The organism is Paracoccus haeundaensis, from assembly GCF_006239215.1.
Taxonomy (GTDB): domain Bacteria; phylum Pseudomonadota; class Alphaproteobacteria; order Rhodobacterales; family Rhodobacteraceae; genus Paracoccus; species Paracoccus marcusii.
The window spans coordinates 20,786-37,264 of the sequence record NZ_VDDC01000001.1 but is presented as its reverse complement, the minus strand read 5'-3'; the positions used below and the strand labels follow the sequence as shown (position 1 = coordinate 37,264).

Genomic DNA, 16,479 nt, shown 5'->3' with positions numbered 1-16,479 from the left:
GTGGCGTCAAAAGGCTGTTTGGGTGCGGGGCGCAACCGCACGCAAAGATAGCCCCCATGCCATCCGAAAAACCGCGACGCTTCACCTTCCTGTTGCTGGATCGATTCACCATGCTGCCCTTCACGGCCGCGATCGAGCCCCTGCGTCTGGCCAACCGCGCGTCGGGGCAGACGCTGTTCGACTGGCGTCTGGTAGGTCCGCGGGGCGACGTGGCGACGTGCTCGAACGGGACGCGGGTGATGCTGGACGGCGGACTGGACCTTGACGCCCCCCCGCCCGGCCGGGACGAGGTCGTGATCGTCTGCGGCGGCACCGACATCGCGCGCGAGGCGACGCGCCCGGTGCTGGCCTGGCTGCGCCGGCAGGCGCGCGGCGGGGCGGCGATGGGGGCGGTCTGCACCGGCACCTGGATCCTGGCCGAGGCCGGGTTGATGGACGGCCGCAAGGCCACCATCCACTGGGAGAACCACGACGGCCTGGCCGAAGCCTTCCCCGAGGTCGACCTGTTCCGGTCGGTCTTCGTCCATGACGGCAACCGGCTGACCGCGGCGGGCGGGACCAGTTCGATCGACCTGATGCTGCACCTGATCGCGCTGGCGCAGGGGGACGCGCTGGCCGCGGACGTGGCCGACCAGATGCTGCACACCGCGATCCGAACCGACCAGGACAGCCAGCGCCTGTCGATCCCCACCCGCATCGGCGTGCGCCATCCGCGCCTGGCCGCCGTCATCGCGCGGATGGAGGCGAACCTGGAGGACCCGGTCAGCCCCGCCCAACTGGCGCTGGATGCGGGCATGTCCACCCGGCAGCTGGAACGCCTGTTCCGCCGCTATCTGAACCGCAGCCCCAAGCGGTACTACATGGAGACCCGGCTTTCCCGCGCCCGCAACCTGCTGATGCAGACCGAGATGTCGATCATCGAGATTGCCCTGGCGTCCGGGTTTTCCAGCCCGTCGCATTTCTCGAAATGCTATCGTGCGCAATATGGCAGCACGCCCTATCGCGAACGCGGCACCTCGGCTTCGATCCCGGCCTGACCTGCGGAAATCGTTAACTTTTCCTGAATCGGTTAACCAAGCGTTAACCATTGTCGCCCTAGGGTACGGTACTGCCCGGTGACATGTGACTGCCGGGTCCGTTCGACCGGCAGCACAAGGGTTTTCCATGGAACATACGATCACGGTCCTGACGATCAGCAATGTCATCCCGGCAGGCGGCATCGGCTTGCTGGCCGATGCGCCGTGGTCGAACGGCGCGCCGATCGTGATGAACGACCCGGTCCTCAGCACGATCGTGATCAGCGATGACGACGACGCGTTCCGCAGCGGCACCTATACATACGATGAGACGGACCAGCTTCTGGTCAATGACGCGGTCTTTGGTCACGGGGACAATGCAAAGATCACCCCTGCGGGAACGCAGATGTCGAATTTCGTCGCCTCGATCATCACCTCTGACGCGGAAGACAGCTATGTGGTCATGTATCCGCGCAGCTACGAGCATTATGGCGCCGGCACCGAATTCGGGGGCCGCCAGTCGCTTCTGATCTTCCCCATTCCCGATGACAACGGGATCGAGCCGGTCTTCGACCCCGGGGCGCGCTATACCTATGCGGGCGTTCGCAGCTTCGGGCCGGGTGACGACGCCCAGCCCTGGCCTGCCCCCACGGCGTCGGCCTGTTTTGCGCAGGACACGCTGATCCAGACAGCATCCGGGCCGTGCAGGGTCCAGGACCTGCGTCCCGGCACGCTTTTGCGGACGATGGACCACGGATATCAGCCGGTCCTGTGGATCGGTCATCGCCAGATGCAGGCCCGCGATCTGGACCAGCGTCCCGACCAGCGGCCGATCCTGATCGCGGCCCATGCCCTGGGCCCCGGCCAGCCCGGGCGCGATCTGGTCGTGTCGCCCCAGCATCGGCTGCTGATCCGCTCTCCCATCGCCGAGCGCATGACCGGCGAGGCGGAGGTTCTGATCGCGGCGCGTCATCTGGTGGGCCTTCCGGGCATCACGGTGCAAGGCGAGCGTTGCGACGTCACCTATTGGCACGTGCTGCTGGCCGATCATCAGGTGCTGGTGGCCGAGGGTGCATGGGCGGAAAGCCTGCTGCCCGGTCCCGTCGCCCTGCGCGCCCTTGGGGCGCAGAACGCCCGGCGGATCAGGCAGCTGACGGCGGGACGCGCGCTGACGCCCGCGCGGCCGCTGCTGTCGGGTCGCCACGCCCGGCGCCTGGTGCAGCGGCACGACCGCAACCGCAAGGCGCTGCTGGACGCCTAGAGACCGACCAGGGCGCGGGCGAATTCGTCCGCGTCAAAGGCGTCCAGGTCGTCGATCTGTTCGCCGACGCCGATCGCGTGGATCGGCAGGCCGAAGCGGTCGGCCAAGGCCACCAGCACGCCGCCGCGCGCCGTGCCGTCCAGCTTGGTCATCACCAGCCCCGAGATATTTGCCAGCTTGCGGAAGGTCTCGACCTGGCTCAGGGCGTTCTGGCCGGTGGTGGCGTCCAGCACCAGCAGGGTGTTGTGCGGCGCGTCGGGGTCCTTCTTTCGGATCACGCGGACGATCTTGGCCAGCTCCTCCATCAGGTCCTGGCGGTTCTGCAGGCGGCCGGCGGTGTCGATCATCAGCAGGTCGGCGCCATCGGCCTCGGCCCGGACCATCGCGTCCCATGCCAGGCTGGCCGGGTCGCTGCCCTGCGGCGCGACCATCACCGGCACGCCGGCCCGCTGGCCCCAGACCTGCAGCTGTTCGACCGCCGCGGCGCGGAACGTGTCGCCCGCGGCGATCACCACCGACTTGCCCGCGGCGCGGAACTGGCTGGCCAGCTTGCCGATGGTGGTCGTCTTGCCCGCGCCGTTGACGCCCACGACCAGCACCACCTGCGGCTTCTTCGGATAGATCGGCAGGGGGCGCGCGACCGGGGCCATGATGCGCCCGATCTCGGTCGCCAGAAGCTGTTTGAGCTCGGTCGAGGAGATGCGCCGGCCCATGCGCCCCTCGGCGATGTTGGCGGTGACGCGCAGGGCCGTCTCGACGCCCAGGTCGGCCTGGACCAGCATGTCCTCCAGCTCCTCCAGCATCTCGTCGTCCAGGGCGCGGCGGGGCTCCTCGACCTGCGCCTCGGCGCGGCCGAACAGGCGCCCGACCAGCCCCGACGGTTCGGGGGCCGCGGCGGGGGCGACGGGAGCCGTTGCGGTCTCTCCGACGATATCGTCCAGCCCCGCCCCGATCTTGGAGGAGGACCGCGTCAGCCGCTCTCGCAGTTTGGTAAAGAACGCCATGATCCGACCTTTCGCTGTGCCGGGCGGACCCTACCCGCTTGCGGCGCCAAGGAAAAGCCGCCCCGACGGATCGGGGCGGCTTTGATGTCCCACGGTTCGGGGGCGCGTCAGCCGCGCATCTGCCGGATCAGACCCGCCAGCGCCTCGGTCGAGGGGTCGTGGCCGGGCGCGGCCTCTCCCTTCAGCAGCGGTTCGACCTTGAGGGCCAGTTCCTTGCCCAGCTCGACCCCCCACTGGTCAAAGCTGTTGATGCCCAGGATCACGCCCTCGACGAAGACACGCTGTTCATACAGCGCGACGATCTGGCCCAAGGCGAACGGGGTCAGCTGCTCCATCAGCAGCGTGGTCGAAGGCCGGTTGCCTGGGAACACGCGATGGCGGGCCTGACGGTCCAGTTCGGCGCCCTCCAGGCCCTTGGCCTGCATCAGGGCTCGCGCCTCGTCCAGCGACCGGCCCCGCATCAGCGCCTCGGATTGCGCCAGACAGTTCGCCGCCAGCAGGATGTGGTGATGAGCCAGATCGGGCTCGTGCCCGCGCGCCGCCAGGATGAACTCGCAGGGGACGGGCATCGTCCCCTGGTGGATCAGCTGATAGAAGGCGTGCTGGCCGTTCGTGCCGGGTTCGCCCCAGACGACGGGGCCCGACACGACCTCCAGATCGCTGCCGTCCATGGCCACGCGCTTGCCGTTTGATTCCATCTCCAGCTGCTGCAGATACGCAGGCAGGCGCATCAGGCGGTTGTCATAGGGCAGCACCGCGCGGGTCGGATAGCCGCAGATCTGGTGATGCCAGATGCCCGTCAGGGCCAGCATCACCGGCAGGTTCTGCGCCGGTTCGGCCGTGCGGAAATGCGTGTCCATCGCCGCGCCGCCGGCTAGGAACTGGTCGAACGCCTGCGGCCCCACGGCCAGCATCAGGGACAGCCCGATCGGGCCCCAGACCGAATAGCGCCCGCCGACCCAATCCTCGAAGCCGAAGACACGGTCTTCGGCGATGCCGAAATCGGCGGCCTTGGCGGCGGCGGTGGACAAGGCCACGAACTGCGCGCCCGGATCGGTGACCGAGGCGGCCATCCAGTCGCGGGCAGTCTGGGCGTTGGTCATCGTCTCGATGGTGGTGAAGGTCTTGGAGGCAACGATCACCAGCGTCGTGGCCGGATCCAGCCCCTTCAGCGTGTCGGCGATGTCGGCACCGTCCACGTTGCTGACGAAATGCGTGCGCGGCCCGTCGTGATAGGGCGCCAGCGCCAGCACCGCCATGGCCGGGCCAAGGTCCGACCCGCCGATGCCGATATTGACAACGTCGGTGATGCGACCGCCCTGCCCCGCAAATCCGCCGTCGCGGACCTGGGTCGCAAAGCGGGTCATGCGCTGATGCGTCTCGCGCACCGCGGGCATGACGTCCTGGCCGTCGACGGTGACGCTGCCCGAGAGGTTGCGCAGCGCGGTGTGCAGGACGGCGCGGCCTTCGGTCTCGTTGATCTTCTCGCCCGCGAACATCGCGTCGCGCCGGGCCGCCACGGGGGCCGCCAGCTCCAGCAGCAGATCACGCGCGCCCGCGTCGATCATCGTCTTGGAATAGTCGAAGGTCAGTCCGTCCGCCTGCACCCGGTAATCGGTGGCGCGGTCGGCGTCGAACAGCGCCTCGATCCGGCCCGACCCCTGGGCCTGGCGATGATCCTTGAGGCGGTTCCAAAGTGCGGTCATGTCAGTTCCTCATTCGGCCCAGTGGACGGTGGCCTGGTCAAGAAAGGCGCGGATCGGCGCCTGCATCGGGTCCGACTTCTGCGCGCGCTCCAGCGCCTCGCGCTTTTCGGGGCCCATGATCAGGACATGGATGTTCAGCGCATCGGCCAGCACCGGCCGCGTCAGGGTGATGCGCGGCTCCTCCGCGCCCTCGGCACGGATGGCCATGACGGGGGCGGCGTCGGGGGCCATCGCGGCCTTCAGGTGATCGGCGCCGGGGAACAGGCTGGCGGTGTGCATGTCATTGCCCATGCCCAGCAGCACCACCGTCAGCGGCAGGGTCGGCGCCAGCCGCTCTGCCAGGCCATCGGTCGCCAGGTCGGGCGAGGCGTCGCCGGTATAGAGGTCGATATACTCGGCCGCGGCCGCCTTGTCCTTGAGCAGGTGGCGCCGCAGCAGGCGAGAGTTCGATCGCTTGTGATCCCCGTCCACCCACCGTTCGTCGCCCAGGACCACGGTAACGCGGGACCAGTCCAGATCGGTGCCCGAAAGCGTCTCGAACACGGGCGCCGGAGAGGTGCCGCCCGGCACGCACAGCGTGGCGCGGTCATTGCCACGCAGATGCTGCGCCAGCTGCGAGGCGATGCGGTCCGCGACCGACAGGGCCAGCATCTCGCGGTCGGGGTATTCCTTGAAATCCATGCTCATGCCCTGATCTCCCTCCAGCGACGGTTGTCGCGGTGCATCAGGCGCAACGCCTCCTCGGGCCCCGAGGATCCGCTGTCATAGGGTTCGGGCCGGCGCTTGCCCTCCTCCCAGGACTTGATGATCGGGTCGGTCCAGGCCCAGGCCGCCTCGACCTCGTCGCCGCGCATGAACAGCGTCTGGTTGCCGCGGATCACGTCCATGATCAGCCGCTCGTAGGCGTCGGGCATGTCCGCGCCCTCCGGCCCCAGGGCATCGGCAAATGACATGTCCAGCGGCACCTGCACCAGGCGCATGCCGCCCGGCCCCGGCTCCTTGATCATCACCTTGAGGTTCATGCCCTCGTTCGGCTGCAGGCGGATGACCAGCTCGTTGGCCTTGGGATGGCCGCTGTCGTCAAAGATCGAATGCGGCGGTTCCTTGAAGGTGATCGCGATCTCGCTGGTCCGCGCGCGCAGCTTCTTTCCGGTGCGCAGATAGAAGGGCGTGCCCTGCCAGCGCCAGTTGGAAATCCGCACCTTCATCGCGACATAGCTTTCGGTCCGCGAATCGGGGTCCTCGGCATCGGTCAGATAGTCGCTGCCCTCACCCTGATACTGACCGCGGACGATGTCGGCGGGCTCCAGCGGCTCCAGCGCGCGGATCACCTTCAGCTTTTCGTCGCGCACGGCGTCGGGGTCGAAGTGATAGGGCGGCTCCATCGCGATCAGGCACAGAAGCTGCATCATGTGGTTCTGGACCATGTCCCGGATCGCGCCGGACTTGTCGTAATAGCTGCCGCGTCCGGCCACGCCCACGGTCTCGGCCACGGTGATCTGGACGTGGTCCACGTATTGCGCGTTCCACAGCGGTTCGAACAGGACATTGGCAAAGCGCACCGCCATCAGGTTCTGGACGGTTTCCTTGCCAAGGTAATGGTCGATCCGATAGATCTGCTGTTCGTTGAAATGCTGCGCCAGCGTGGCGTTCAGCGCCTTGGCGCTGGCCAGGTCGCGGCCGAACGGCTTTTCCACCACGATGCGGCTGTCATCATCGGCGATGCCGTGACCCGCCAGACGCTCGGCGATGTCGCCGAACAGCGCCGGCGCGACCGAGAAATAGAACGCATGGACCGCGCCCTTGCGCATCCGGTCCTTCAGCGCCTGCCAGCCGCCCTCGCCCTTGGCGTCGATGGAGACATAGCCCAGCAGGCCCAGAAACTCGGCCAGCTGCGGGTCGTCCGCCTTGGCGCCCGCGAATTCGCAGATGGCCTTGGACGCCTCGGCGCGGAAGGCGTCGTCGTCCTGGTCGGTGCGCGCGGCGCCGATGATCTGGCTGGTGGCCGGGAACTGTCCCGCCTTGAAGCGCCGGTAGAGACCGGGCAGGATCTTGCGATGGGCCAGATCGCCCGTGGCGCCAAAGATCACGAGGTCGAAGTCATCGACCGGAATGACACGAGAGACCATGCTGTCCTCCTGTTGGGTGGCGTTCGCCTTACCCCTTGTTAGCGATAACAGCAATGCCGTTCAACCTTTCACTGCGCGCGCCAGCCGCGGAAGGCGGCAGCGCTTCAGCATCTCGGCCATGCTCATGGCACCGCCCGCGGCCTCCGCACGGTCGCGGGCGGCCTGCAGCGCGGACAGGACCGCGGGCCGGTCGCGTGCCAGTAGATCCAGCAGAAACGCATCGGGATGGATGGCGCACAGGCCCAGCCCGGTCATCATCCGCTGTGGAAAATCGCGCAGGTTCGCGGTGACGATCAGGGATGCGTCCCCTACCAGCGCGGCTTCGACCACATGGCGGTCGGCGGGGTCGGGAAAATCCCGGTCGATCGCCGCCTGCCCGTCATCGGGCTGCACTGCCTGCGGAAAGCGCAGGCGCAGAAGCGCGATCTGGGCCCCCGCGACGCTTTCGGCATCAGGGCCGATGCGGGCGGCGGCGCGGTGCCATTCCTCCAAGATGCGGTCCGACCAAAGCGCGTGATAAAGCCCCGCCTGCGCCAGATCGGTCAGGATCTCGCGCAGGATGGTGGGGAACAGCACATTGGCGTCCAGGACGGCGCGCATCAGTCCAGCCGGAAGAACAGCGCCTTGAGATAGCCCGTCTCGGCCAGCTGCGGCAGGGTCGGATGGTCGGGCCCGGCCTGACCGGTATGGATCAGCACCCCGCGTCGCCCGCCGCGTCCGATGCCGCGCGCGCTGACATTGCGGAAGGCGGTCAGGTCGGCGGCGTGCGAACAGCTGCACAGGACCAGATAGCCGCCCGGCGCGACCAGCGGCGCGGCCATCTTGGCGATCCGCTCATAGGCGCGCAGGCCCTTTTCCAGCGCGGGCTTCGACGGCGCGAAGGCCGGCGGGTCGCAGACCACCACGTCGAAGGTCCGCCCTTGTTCGGCCAGGGTCTCCAGCGCGTCGAAGGCATCCGACTGCTGCGTCTCCAGCCGGTCCGCGGCACCCATCGCGGCCGCACCGCCCCGTGCCAGCTCCAGCGCCGGCGCGCTGCCGTCGATGCAAAGCGCGCTGTCGGCCCCCGCCGCCAGCGCCGCCAGGCCGAAACCACCCACATGGCTGAACACGTCCAGGACCGACCCGCCATCCACCAGCCGCTGCGCGAAGGCGTGGTTCGGGCGCTGGTCGAAGAACAGGCCCGTCTTCTGCCCGCCCAGAAGATCGGCCAGATAGGTCGCGCCGTTCATGCGCACCTGGACCGGGCCGGATGGGGCCGCGCCGCGGATGACCTCCAGCCGCTCTGCCAGACCTTCCAGGCCGCGCGACCGGCCCTGCCCGTTCAGGACGACCGTGGAGACGCCCGCGACCTCGATCAGCGCATCGGCGATGTCCCCGGCCATGCCGTCGGCCCAGGCCGCGTTGGGCTGGATCACGGCCGCGTCGCCGAAGCGGTCGATGACCAGGCCCGGCAGGCCGTCGGCCTCGGCATGGACCAGACGATAGAAGGGCTCGTCATAGATCCGCTCGCGCATCTGCAGGGCGCGGGTCAGGCGCGCGCGCAGCCAGGCGCCGTCGATCACCGCGCCCGGGTCGGTGTCCATCACGCGGGCGATGATCTTACTGACCGGGTTCACGGTCACCAGGGCCAGCGGCTGACGCTCGGCATCCTCCAGCACGGCCAGGCCGCCGGGGGGCAGCGCCTTGGTGCGGCGGTCCAGCACCGCCTCGTCGGCAAAGACCCAGGGGAAGCCGTGGCGGATCGCCTGCGGCTTGGATTTCGGGCGCAACCGGATCACGGCGCGATCGTTGGGATGGCCGGCGGTCTGGTCGTCGCTGTGCAGTTCGCTCATGGCAAAACTCCTTTTGCGGTCGATCTGACATTTCCCACCCCCGCGCACAAGGCTGGCCACCGCCGATGGTTGAACCGTTAACGCTAACGGCGTATAGTGCCGCAAAGCCAGAGGAGGCACCCATGACCCTTCACGCCATGATCGACCGCGTCACCGACCGCATCCGCGAGCGGTCCCATGACAGCCGCAGCGCCTATCTGGCCAAGATCGCCCGTGCGTCGCAGGACGGCCCGGCCCGTGCGCACCTGTCCTGCGGCAATCAGGCCCATGCCTATGCGGCGATGGACGACAAGGTCGACATGGCCACGACGCGAAAGCCCAATATCGGGATCGTGACGGCCTATAACGACATGCTGTCGGCGCATCAGCCCTTTGAACGCTATCCCGACGTGATCCGCGCCGCGGGCCGCGCGGCGGGGGCCACGGTGCAGGTCGCGGGCGGCGTCCCGGCCATGTGCGACGGCGTGACGCAAGGCCGCCCGGGGATGGAGCTGTCGCTGTTCTCGCGCGACGTGATCGCGCTGGCCGCCGGGGTGGCCCTGTCGCATGACTGCTTTGATTCGGCGCTGTACCTGGGCGTCTGCGACAAGATCGTGCCGGGCCTGATCATCTCGGCCGCGACCTTCGGGCATATCCCGGCGGTCTTCGTCCCCGCGGGTCCGATGCCCTCGGGCCTGCCCAATGACGAGAAATCCAAGGTCCGCCAGCAATTCGCCACCGGAGAGGTCGGCCGCGACGAGCTGATGAAGGCCGAGATGGCCAGCTATCATTCGGCTGGCACCTGCACCTTCTACGGCACCGCGAACACCAACCAGATGCTGATGGAGTTCATGGGCCTGCACCTGCCTGGCTCAAGCTTCGTGAACCCGAACACGCCGCTGCGCGAGGCGTTGACCGTGGCCGCGGTCCAGCGCGCGGCGCAGATCACCAATCTGGGCAACGAATATACCCCTGCCGGTCAGGTGCTGGACGAACGCGCCTTCGTGAACGGCATCGTCGGCCTGATGGCCACGGGCGGGTCCACCAACCTGGTCCTGCACTTGCCGGCGATGGCGCGGGCTGCGGGCGTCATCATCGACATCGCCGATTTCCACGACCTGTCGGAGAATGTGCCGCTGATGGCGCGGGTCTATCCCAACGGGCTGGCCGACGTGAACCATTTCCACGCGGCGGGGGGCCTGGGCTACATGATCGGGCAACTGCTGGAGGCGGGCCTGCTGCATCCGGACGTCAAGACGATCACCGGGTCGGGGCTGGACAGCTATGTCCGCGAACCCAAGCTGGACGGCGACACCATCCGGTGGGAGGACGGCGCGCGCACCACGCTGAACGACCGCATCCTGCGCCCCGCCAGCGATCCGTTCGCAGCCACGGGCGGGCTGAAGCAGCTGCAGGGCAACCTGGGCCGCGGCGTCATCAAGATCAGCGCCGTCGCCCCCGAACGCCACCTGATCGAGGCCCGCGCCCGCGTGTTCCAGGACCAGGAATCGGTCAAGACCGCCTTCCGCGCCGGCGAGTTCACCGAGGACACGATCGTCGTCGTCCGCTTTCAGGGGCCGCGCGCCAACGGCATGCCGGAACTGCATTCGCTGACCCCGACGCTGGCGGTCCTGCAGGACCGCGGCCTCAAGGTCGCGCTGGTCACCGACGGGCGCATGTCGGGCGCATCGGGCAAGGTGCCTGCCGCGATCCACGTCTCGCCCGAAGCGGCGATGGGCGGTCCGCTGGCGCGGCTGCGCGATGGCGACCGGGTGCGGCTGGATGCGGCGAACGGCACGCTGGAATGCCTGGAGGCCGATTTCGACAGCCGCGATGCCGCCGTCTTCGACCCCAAGGGCAGCCACGAGGGCCTGGGACGCGAGCTGTTCGCGGCCTTCCGCGCCAATGCCGGGCCTGCGACCGAAGGCGCGGGCGTGGTGGTCTGATCCGTCAGGCGGCGGCGGCGACCTCGCAGACGACGCGGCGCAGATAGCCCGCGAAATCCGAGGCCGTCCGCCGCGCCGGGCCGTCCGCCACATAGACGTTCAACCAGGTCGGCGGCAGCGGCGGCAGCCCGCCGCCATGTTCCACATCCTCCAGCCCCGCCTGCGGAATGCCGCGCGGGCGCACGGTGACGCCCAGATCGGCGGCGGCCAGGATGTGCCAGTTCTCGTCCCCGCCCTCTCCGGCAGGGTGGGTCCAGCCGATGCCTGCCGCATCCAGCGCGGCGATGGCCGCGGGGTAATAGGCGCAATGCGACGATGTCGCCAGCGCCAGCGGCCGGTCCTGCCACGCGCTGCCGCCCACGGCGCCCACCCAGGCCAGATCGACCTTGGCCAGATGGATCGCGCCCGCCGGTGCCTCGAATTCGGTAGTCAGGATGACGTCGTGTTCGCCCCGCCGCATCTGCGCCCGCAGGTCCTTGGTCCGGGCGTCGCGCATGACCAGTTCGACCCGCGGGTAATCCTTGCGAAAGGCGCGCACGGTCTGGGCGACCTTGGCAAACAGCCAGTCGCTGCTGAGACCCACGCGCAGCTTCTGTTCGGGCTGCAGTCCGGTATAGCGCGACAGGATCGCATCGTTCAGCGCCACCAGCTTGCGGCTTTCGCCCAACAGGTCCTGCGCGAAATCCGACAGGATGACCCCGCGGCCGACCTTGGCCAGCATGGGACGGCCGAACACCTCCTCCAGCCGCTTCATCTGCATCGACAGGGCGCTCTGCGTCATGTTCAGCGCCTCGGCCGCCCGGGTGACGGCACCGTATTCGGCGACCGCCTGCAAGGACCGAAGCGTCGCGATATCCAGATTGCGCATCATCCAGTTTCCCTGATGGATCACATCAAAACCATTCGTTTCACAAATACGCCCCCGGACGATATTCATCAACTGGAAAGATGATCGAAACAATATCCATCATCAATGTTGATGCATTCAATCAAGGAGGCTGAACGATGACCCAGAAGAACGCCCTGCTGCGCGTGGTGACCGGCCATGGCATCCTGCCCCGCCCCTGGTGGGTGGAACGCGTATTGACCATGTTCGACGTACGCCGCACCCGCATCGACCTGTCACGCCTGTCCGACGACCAGCTGCGCGACATCGGTTTGACCCGCGACGACGTGATCGCCGAGATGTCCCGCCCCATCTGGGACGTGCCCGCCCATTGGCGCCAGGACCGGGACGTCCGCTGCTAGGTCGGGTCGTGCGGCGGGCCGAAGCGGGCGCGCATCCGCGTCTCGATCTGGTCGCGGGTCTGGCGATAGGCCGCCAGCCGCGCCTCGCGCCCTTCGGCAAGGCCGGTCGGGTCCATGATCGGCCAGTATTCCACGTCCAGATGCGCATGACGCGTCATTTCCAGCGCCATCCGCTGGCTGGCCGGCGACAGGGCCACGATCAGGTCGAACTGGCCCAGGTCGTCGCCCCAGTCCTGCATCTCCTCGAAGCTGCGGCTGCGATGGTTCGCCAGCGGCACGCCGATCTCGTCGCAGACGGCGATGGCGAAGCCGTCGACCTCCATGTCGTTCTTCACGCCCGCCGACTGGACATAGGCCGCGCGGCCATAGAACTTCTTCATCATCCCCTCGGCCATGGGCGAGCGGATGGAATTGTGGTCGCAGCAGAACAGAACCGATGAGGGGATCTTGTCCTGCGTCATCGGATCAACCCTGCGGGATCAGCGCACAGATCAGGGTGAACAGGCGGCGCGCGGTGTCGATGTCCAGGCTGGCCTTGCCCTCCAGCCGCTCCTGCAGGGTGCGCGCGCCTTCGTTGTGGATGCCGCGCCGGGCCATGTCGATCGCCTCGATCTGGGCGGGGGGCAGGCGCTTGACCGCGTCGAAATAGCTTTGGCAGATCTGGAAGTAGTCCTTGACCACCTGCCGGAACGGCCCAAGGGACAGGTGGAACTCGGCCACCTTGGTCGCGTCCTCGGCGGTGACGTCGAACACCAGCCGCCCCTCGCGGATGCACAGCTCCAGCACGAAGGGCCCGTCTGGCGCGGCACCCCCGTCGCGGCCGGGAACGGCAAAGCTGTTGTCCTCGATCAGATCGAAGATGGCGACGCGCCGCTCCTGCTCCATTTCCGGCGTGGCCGGGGCGATGGCGCTGTCGTCGATCTCGATCCGGGTGATGCGGCTCATTCCAGCGGTCTTTCGTTCAATGTCCCCAGCCGAGCCTGAACCGAAGCGCCATGCGCCTGCAAGCCCTCGGATGCGGCCAGACGCACCGCGGCGGGACCGATCGCGGCCAATGCCCCCGGCGTCAGCCGCGCCATGGTGGTGCGCTTGAGGAAATCCATCACCGACAGGCCGGAACTGAACCGCGCCGACCGCGCCGTGGGCAGGACGTGATTCGGCCCGCTGACATAGTCTCCCACCGCCTCGGGCGTATGCGCGCCCAGAAAGATCGCGCCGGCATGGATGCATTTGGCGGCCAGCCCCTCGGGGTCGGCCACGCACAGCTCCAGATGCTCGGGCGCGATGCGGTTCGACAGGGCTGCGGCCTGATCCAGGTCGTCCACCACGATCAGCGTGCCGTAATCGCGCCAGCTGGCCCCCGCGATGGCCGCGCGCTCCAGCGTGGGGATGATCCGCTCGACCTCGGCGGCCACGGCGCGGGCCATGGCCGGATCGGTGGTGATCAGGATCGACTGCGCATCGGCGTCATGCTCGGCCTGCGCCAGCAGGTCCCAGGCCAGCCATTCGGGGTTCTGATCCGCGTCCGCGATCACCAGAACCTCGGACGGGCCCGCGATCATGTCGATGCCCACGCGGCCGAACACCTGCCGCTTGGCCGCGGCGACATAGGCGTTGCCGGGACCGGTGATCTTGTCGACCGGCGCGATGGTGTCCGTGCCGTAAGCCATCGCCGCCACCGCCTGCGCGCCCCCGATGCGATAGATCTCATCGACGCCCGACAGCTGCGCCGCCAGCAGGACCACCGGGTTGATCACCCCGTCCGGCGTCGGCACGCAGATGACAAGCCGTTCCACCCCCGCCACCCGCGCCGGGATCGCGTTCATCAGCACGCTGGAGGGATAGGCCGCCTGCCCGCCCGGCACATACAGGCCCGCCGCCGACACGGCACTCCACCGCCAGCCCAGGGTCGCGCCCTCGGGGTCGGTCCAGCTGGCATCCTCGGGCATCTGGCGGGCGTGATAGGCGCGGATGCGCTCGGCCGCCAGGGCCAGGGCCGCGCGGTCCTCGGGCGTCACGCGGGCCACCTGTTCCGCGATCTCCTCGGAAGAGAAGCGCAGCGTGGCGGGCGTCAGGTCCAGCCGGTCGAACCGGGTCGTCAGATCGCACAGGGCCGCGTCGCCGCGGTCGCGGACATCGCGGATGATGGCGGTGACCGCGTCGTTCACGTCCGACGAATCCTCGCGCTTGGCACCCAGCATCGCGCGGAAGCCCTGTTCGAAATCGGCATCGGTGCTGTTCAGAAAGACCGGCATCATCATTCCCTTCGTGTTCCCGCGCGCCCCTATCCTGCGCCCCCGCCCGGCTCAAGCGTCAGGGGGCGGACAGGATGCCGCGGGCTTCGTTCTTGCCCAAAGACCCGGAAGCGGTCCTAGTCCGGATGCCGCGGTGCCTTGCCCGACACCGCCCGATGCGGGCGCGTCACGTCGCGCAGGTCCAGATTGATGCATTCCACATCAGCCAGGATGGTCCCGTCCCCCGCGAAATCCAGCGACAGGCGACCTGTCCCGTCCTCTCCGGCCTGCCAGCGGATCGCCAGCAGCGACAGGACGGTGTCCCCGTCGTGCCCGACGCCGTCGCTGACGACGCGCATCACGTCGCTGATGACCAGCACCGAACGCACGCGTTCGAATTCGCGGTTCTGCATCCGGGCGTCCGCGGCATCCTCCCACCGAAAGCGCGTGATCAGCAGCGACAGCCGCCGCGCCTTGGCATCATGGCTGATGTCGGCGCCTGTCAGCACCGCATCCTGGACCAACGAGGACAGGATGCGCAGGTCGGCCTCGTCCTCGGCCCTCAGGGCCAGCGGCCGGGGGTCGGCATCGGCGAAACGGGCATCCTCTGCCATGGATCACTCCTCCTTGACGCGTTCGATATGGGCACCCACGCCGCGCAGCTTGCGCACGACATGTTCGTAACCGCGATCCAGGTGATAGACGCGGCTGACGGTCGTCTGCCCCTGCGCGGCCATCCCGGCAAGGATCAGGCTGACCGAGGCGCGCAGGTCGGTGGCCATCACCGGCGCCCCGCGCAGCTTCTCGACCCCGGTGACGGTCGCATGGCCGCCGTGAACCTCGATCTGCGCGCCCATTCGGGCCAGTTCGGGCGCGTGCATGAAGCGGTTCTCGAAGATCGTCTCCTCCAGCACCGACGTGCCCTCGGCCAAGCACATCAGGGCCATGAACTGCGCCTGCAGGTCGGTGGGGAACCCGGGGAAGGGCTCGGTCCGAACATCGACGGCGCGCACGCGGCCGTTCCTGCGCGCGACCTTGAGCCCGCGCTCGGTCTCCTCGACGCTGATCCCGGCCTCGTCCAGCTTCTCGCAGAAGGCCGCCAGCAGCTCGATCCGGCCACCCAGCAGCTCGACTTCGCCGCCGCACATGGCGGGCGCGAGCATATAGGTTCCCAGTTCGATCCGGTCGGTCACCACCGGATGCGTCGCGCCATGCAGCGCCTGCACGCCCTGGATGGTGATGGTCCCGGTCCCCTCGCCATCGATCTGGGCGCCCATCGCACGCAGGCAGCGGGCCAGATCGACGATCTCGGGCTCGCGCGCGGCGTTCTTCAAGACGGTCGTGCCGCGCGCAAGCGTGGCGGCCATCAGCGCGTTTTCCGTCGCGCCCACCGACACGACCGGGAACTCGAAGACCGCGCCCTTCAGGCCCCCCGCCGGTGCCTTGGCGTGGACATAGCCCTCGCACAGGTCCAGCGTCGCGCCCATCGCCTCCAGCGCGCGCAGGTGCAGGTCCACGGGCCGCGCGCCGATCGCGCAGCCGCCGGGCAGCGACACCTCGGCCACGCCGTCCCGCGCCAGCATCGGCCCCAGCACCAGGATCGAGGCACGCATCTTGCGCACGATGTCATATTCCGCCCGGTGGCTGGTCATCGCATGACTAGACAGCGCCAGAACCTGGCCCTCCTGCAGGCTGGCGACCTCGGCCCCAAGCGAGCCCAGCAGCGCGGTCATGGTGCGAATGTCGGACAGGCGGGGCGCATTGGTCAGCGTCAGCGGCTGATCGGTCAACAGCGTCGCGGGCATCAGCGTCAGGCAGGCGTTCTTGGCACCCGCGATGGGGATTTCCCCGTGAAGGGGGCCGTTCCCCGTGACGATGATCTGGTCCATCAGCTGTCCTTGCCTGTCTCGCCGCCCGCATCCGGGGCAGTCTTGTTGTCGTCCCGATCCGCCCGCGCCCGCGCCTGTTCCTTGCGCCGTGCCAGATTCGCGCGCAGCGCCTGTCGCAGGCGTTCCTCGCGGCTGTCGGGGTTTGGCTTGTCATTGCGTCGGTCGGTCATGGCAGTCCTGTTAGCGCCGCGCGGGCCGCACGTCCAGCAAACGCACACGCCGCGCGCGATCAATC

Annotated in this window: 17 protein-coding genes; 4 read left to right on the top strand and 13 right to left on the bottom strand. The window is 68.4% G+C overall.

Annotated elements, in window-relative coordinates; genetic code table 11:
• The first annotated feature begins 56 nt into the window (after positions 1-56).
• Together FHD67_RS00190 and FHD67_RS00185 are read left to right on the top strand one after the other, a co-directional pair.
• Positions 57-1,037 (top strand): GlxA family transcriptional regulator, encoded by a 981-nt coding sequence (locus FHD67_RS00190; protein ID WP_139597432.1) that lies wholly within the window; start codon positions 57-59, stop codon positions 1,035-1,037.
• Between the two features lie 127 nt (positions 1,038-1,164).
• Positions 1,165-2,277: a Hint domain-containing protein gene (locus FHD67_RS00185; RefSeq protein ID WP_139597431.1), complete on the top strand. Its 1,113-nt coding sequence runs from the start codon at positions 1,165-1,167 to the stop codon at positions 2,275-2,277.
• On the opposite strand, the gene ftsY is transcribed toward FHD67_RS00185, so the two are convergent.
• The 6 genes from ftsY to FHD67_RS00155 form a co-directional block, all read right to left on the bottom strand.
• On the bottom strand, positions 2,274-3,281 hold the full coding sequence (ftsY, locus tag FHD67_RS00180; protein ID WP_139597430.1) for a signal recognition particle-docking protein FtsY: 1,008 nt from the start codon (positions 3,279-3,281) through the stop codon (positions 2,274-2,276). The two genes, FHD67_RS00185 and ftsY, sit on opposite strands and share 4 nt — an antisense overlap.
• Before the next feature lie 107 nt (positions 3,282-3,388).
• Positions 3,389-4,987 carry a glucose-6-phosphate isomerase gene (gene pgi / locus FHD67_RS00175; RefSeq protein ID WP_139597429.1) on the bottom strand — a complete coding sequence of 533 codons (1,599 nt, stop codon included), beginning with the start codon at positions 4,985-4,987 and terminating at the stop codon, positions 3,389-3,391.
• 9 nt (positions 4,988-4,996) lie between these two features.
• Positions 4,997-5,668 (bottom strand): 6-phosphogluconolactonase, encoded by a 672-nt coding sequence (gene pgl / locus FHD67_RS00170; protein ID WP_176695012.1) that lies wholly within the window; start codon positions 5,666-5,668, stop codon positions 4,997-4,999.
• Between the two features lie 2 nt (positions 5,669-5,670).
• The gene (gene zwf / locus FHD67_RS00165; protein WP_045999456.1) at positions 5,671-7,116 is read right to left on the bottom strand and encodes a glucose-6-phosphate dehydrogenase; all 1,446 of its coding nucleotides are present in this window, start codon (positions 7,114-7,116) and stop codon (positions 5,671-5,673) included.
• A gap of 60 nt (positions 7,117-7,176) precedes the next feature.
• Positions 7,177-7,716, bottom strand: coding sequence for an RSP_2648 family PIN domain-containing protein (locus tag FHD67_RS00160; RefSeq protein ID WP_139597427.1), 540 nt, complete (start codon positions 7,714-7,716; stop codon positions 7,177-7,179).
• Positions 7,716-8,948 (bottom strand): RSP_2647 family RNA methyltransferase, encoded by a 1,233-nt coding sequence (locus FHD67_RS00155; RefSeq protein ID WP_139597426.1) that lies wholly within the window; start codon positions 8,946-8,948, stop codon positions 7,716-7,718. Before FHD67_RS00155 ends, FHD67_RS00160 begins: the two co-directional genes overlap by 1 nt.
• A 122-nt stretch (positions 8,949-9,070) precedes the next feature.
• On the opposite strand from FHD67_RS00155, the gene edd reads away from it, so the two are divergent.
• The gene (gene edd / locus FHD67_RS00150) at positions 9,071-10,873 is read left to right on the top strand and encodes a phosphogluconate dehydratase (protein ID WP_139597425.1); all 1,803 of its coding nucleotides are present in this window, start codon (positions 9,071-9,073) and stop codon (positions 10,871-10,873) included.
• A gap of 4 nt (positions 10,874-10,877) precedes the next feature.
• On the opposite strand, the gene FHD67_RS00145 is transcribed toward edd, so the two are convergent.
• Positions 10,878-11,744 carry a LysR family transcriptional regulator gene (locus FHD67_RS00145; protein ID WP_045999691.1) on the bottom strand — a complete coding sequence of 289 codons (867 nt, stop codon included), beginning with the start codon at positions 11,742-11,744 and terminating at the stop codon, positions 10,878-10,880.
• 134 nt (positions 11,745-11,878) lie between these two features.
• On the opposite strand from FHD67_RS00145, the gene FHD67_RS00140 reads away from it, so the two are divergent.
• Entirely contained in the window at positions 11,879-12,121 is a 243-nt protein-coding gene (locus FHD67_RS00140; protein ID WP_127898244.1) for a DUF1127 domain-containing protein, read from the top strand.
• Here the strand turns inward: FHD67_RS00140 and FHD67_RS00135 are convergent.
• The 6 genes from FHD67_RS00135 to FHD67_RS20310 all read right to left on the bottom strand — a co-directional run bounded on the left by FHD67_RS00135 (position 12,118) and on the right by FHD67_RS20310 (position 16,414).
• Positions 12,118-12,582: an arsenate-mycothiol transferase ArsC gene (locus tag FHD67_RS00135; RefSeq protein WP_127898243.1), complete on the bottom strand. Its 465-nt coding sequence runs from the start codon at positions 12,580-12,582 to the stop codon at positions 12,118-12,120. The genes FHD67_RS00140 and FHD67_RS00135 overlap by 4 nt on opposite strands.
• A 4-nt stretch (positions 12,583-12,586) precedes the next feature.
• On the bottom strand, positions 12,587-13,066 hold the full coding sequence (locus FHD67_RS00130; RefSeq protein WP_127898242.1) for a UPF0262 family protein: 480 nt from the start codon (positions 13,064-13,066) through the stop codon (positions 12,587-12,589).
• Positions 13,063-14,376, bottom strand: coding sequence for a histidinol dehydrogenase (gene hisD, locus FHD67_RS00125; RefSeq protein ID WP_139597544.1), 1,314 nt, complete (start codon positions 14,374-14,376; stop codon positions 13,063-13,065). The genes FHD67_RS00130 and hisD overlap by 4 nt, the downstream gene beginning before the upstream one ends.
• A gap of 116 nt (positions 14,377-14,492) precedes the next feature.
• Entirely contained in the window at positions 14,493-14,969 is a 477-nt protein-coding gene (locus FHD67_RS00120; protein ID WP_139597423.1) for a DUF2948 family protein, read from the bottom strand.
• A gap of 3 nt (positions 14,970-14,972) precedes the next feature.
• On the bottom strand, positions 14,973-16,244 hold the full coding sequence (murA, locus tag FHD67_RS00115; RefSeq protein ID WP_139597422.1) for a UDP-N-acetylglucosamine 1-carboxyvinyltransferase: 1,272 nt from the start codon (positions 16,242-16,244) through the stop codon (positions 14,973-14,975).
• Entirely contained in the window at positions 16,244-16,414 is a 171-nt protein-coding gene (locus FHD67_RS20310; RefSeq protein WP_176695002.1) for a hypothetical protein, read from the bottom strand. The genes murA and FHD67_RS20310 overlap by 1 nt, the downstream gene beginning before the upstream one ends.
• Positions 16,415-16,479: the final 65 nt, after the last annotated feature.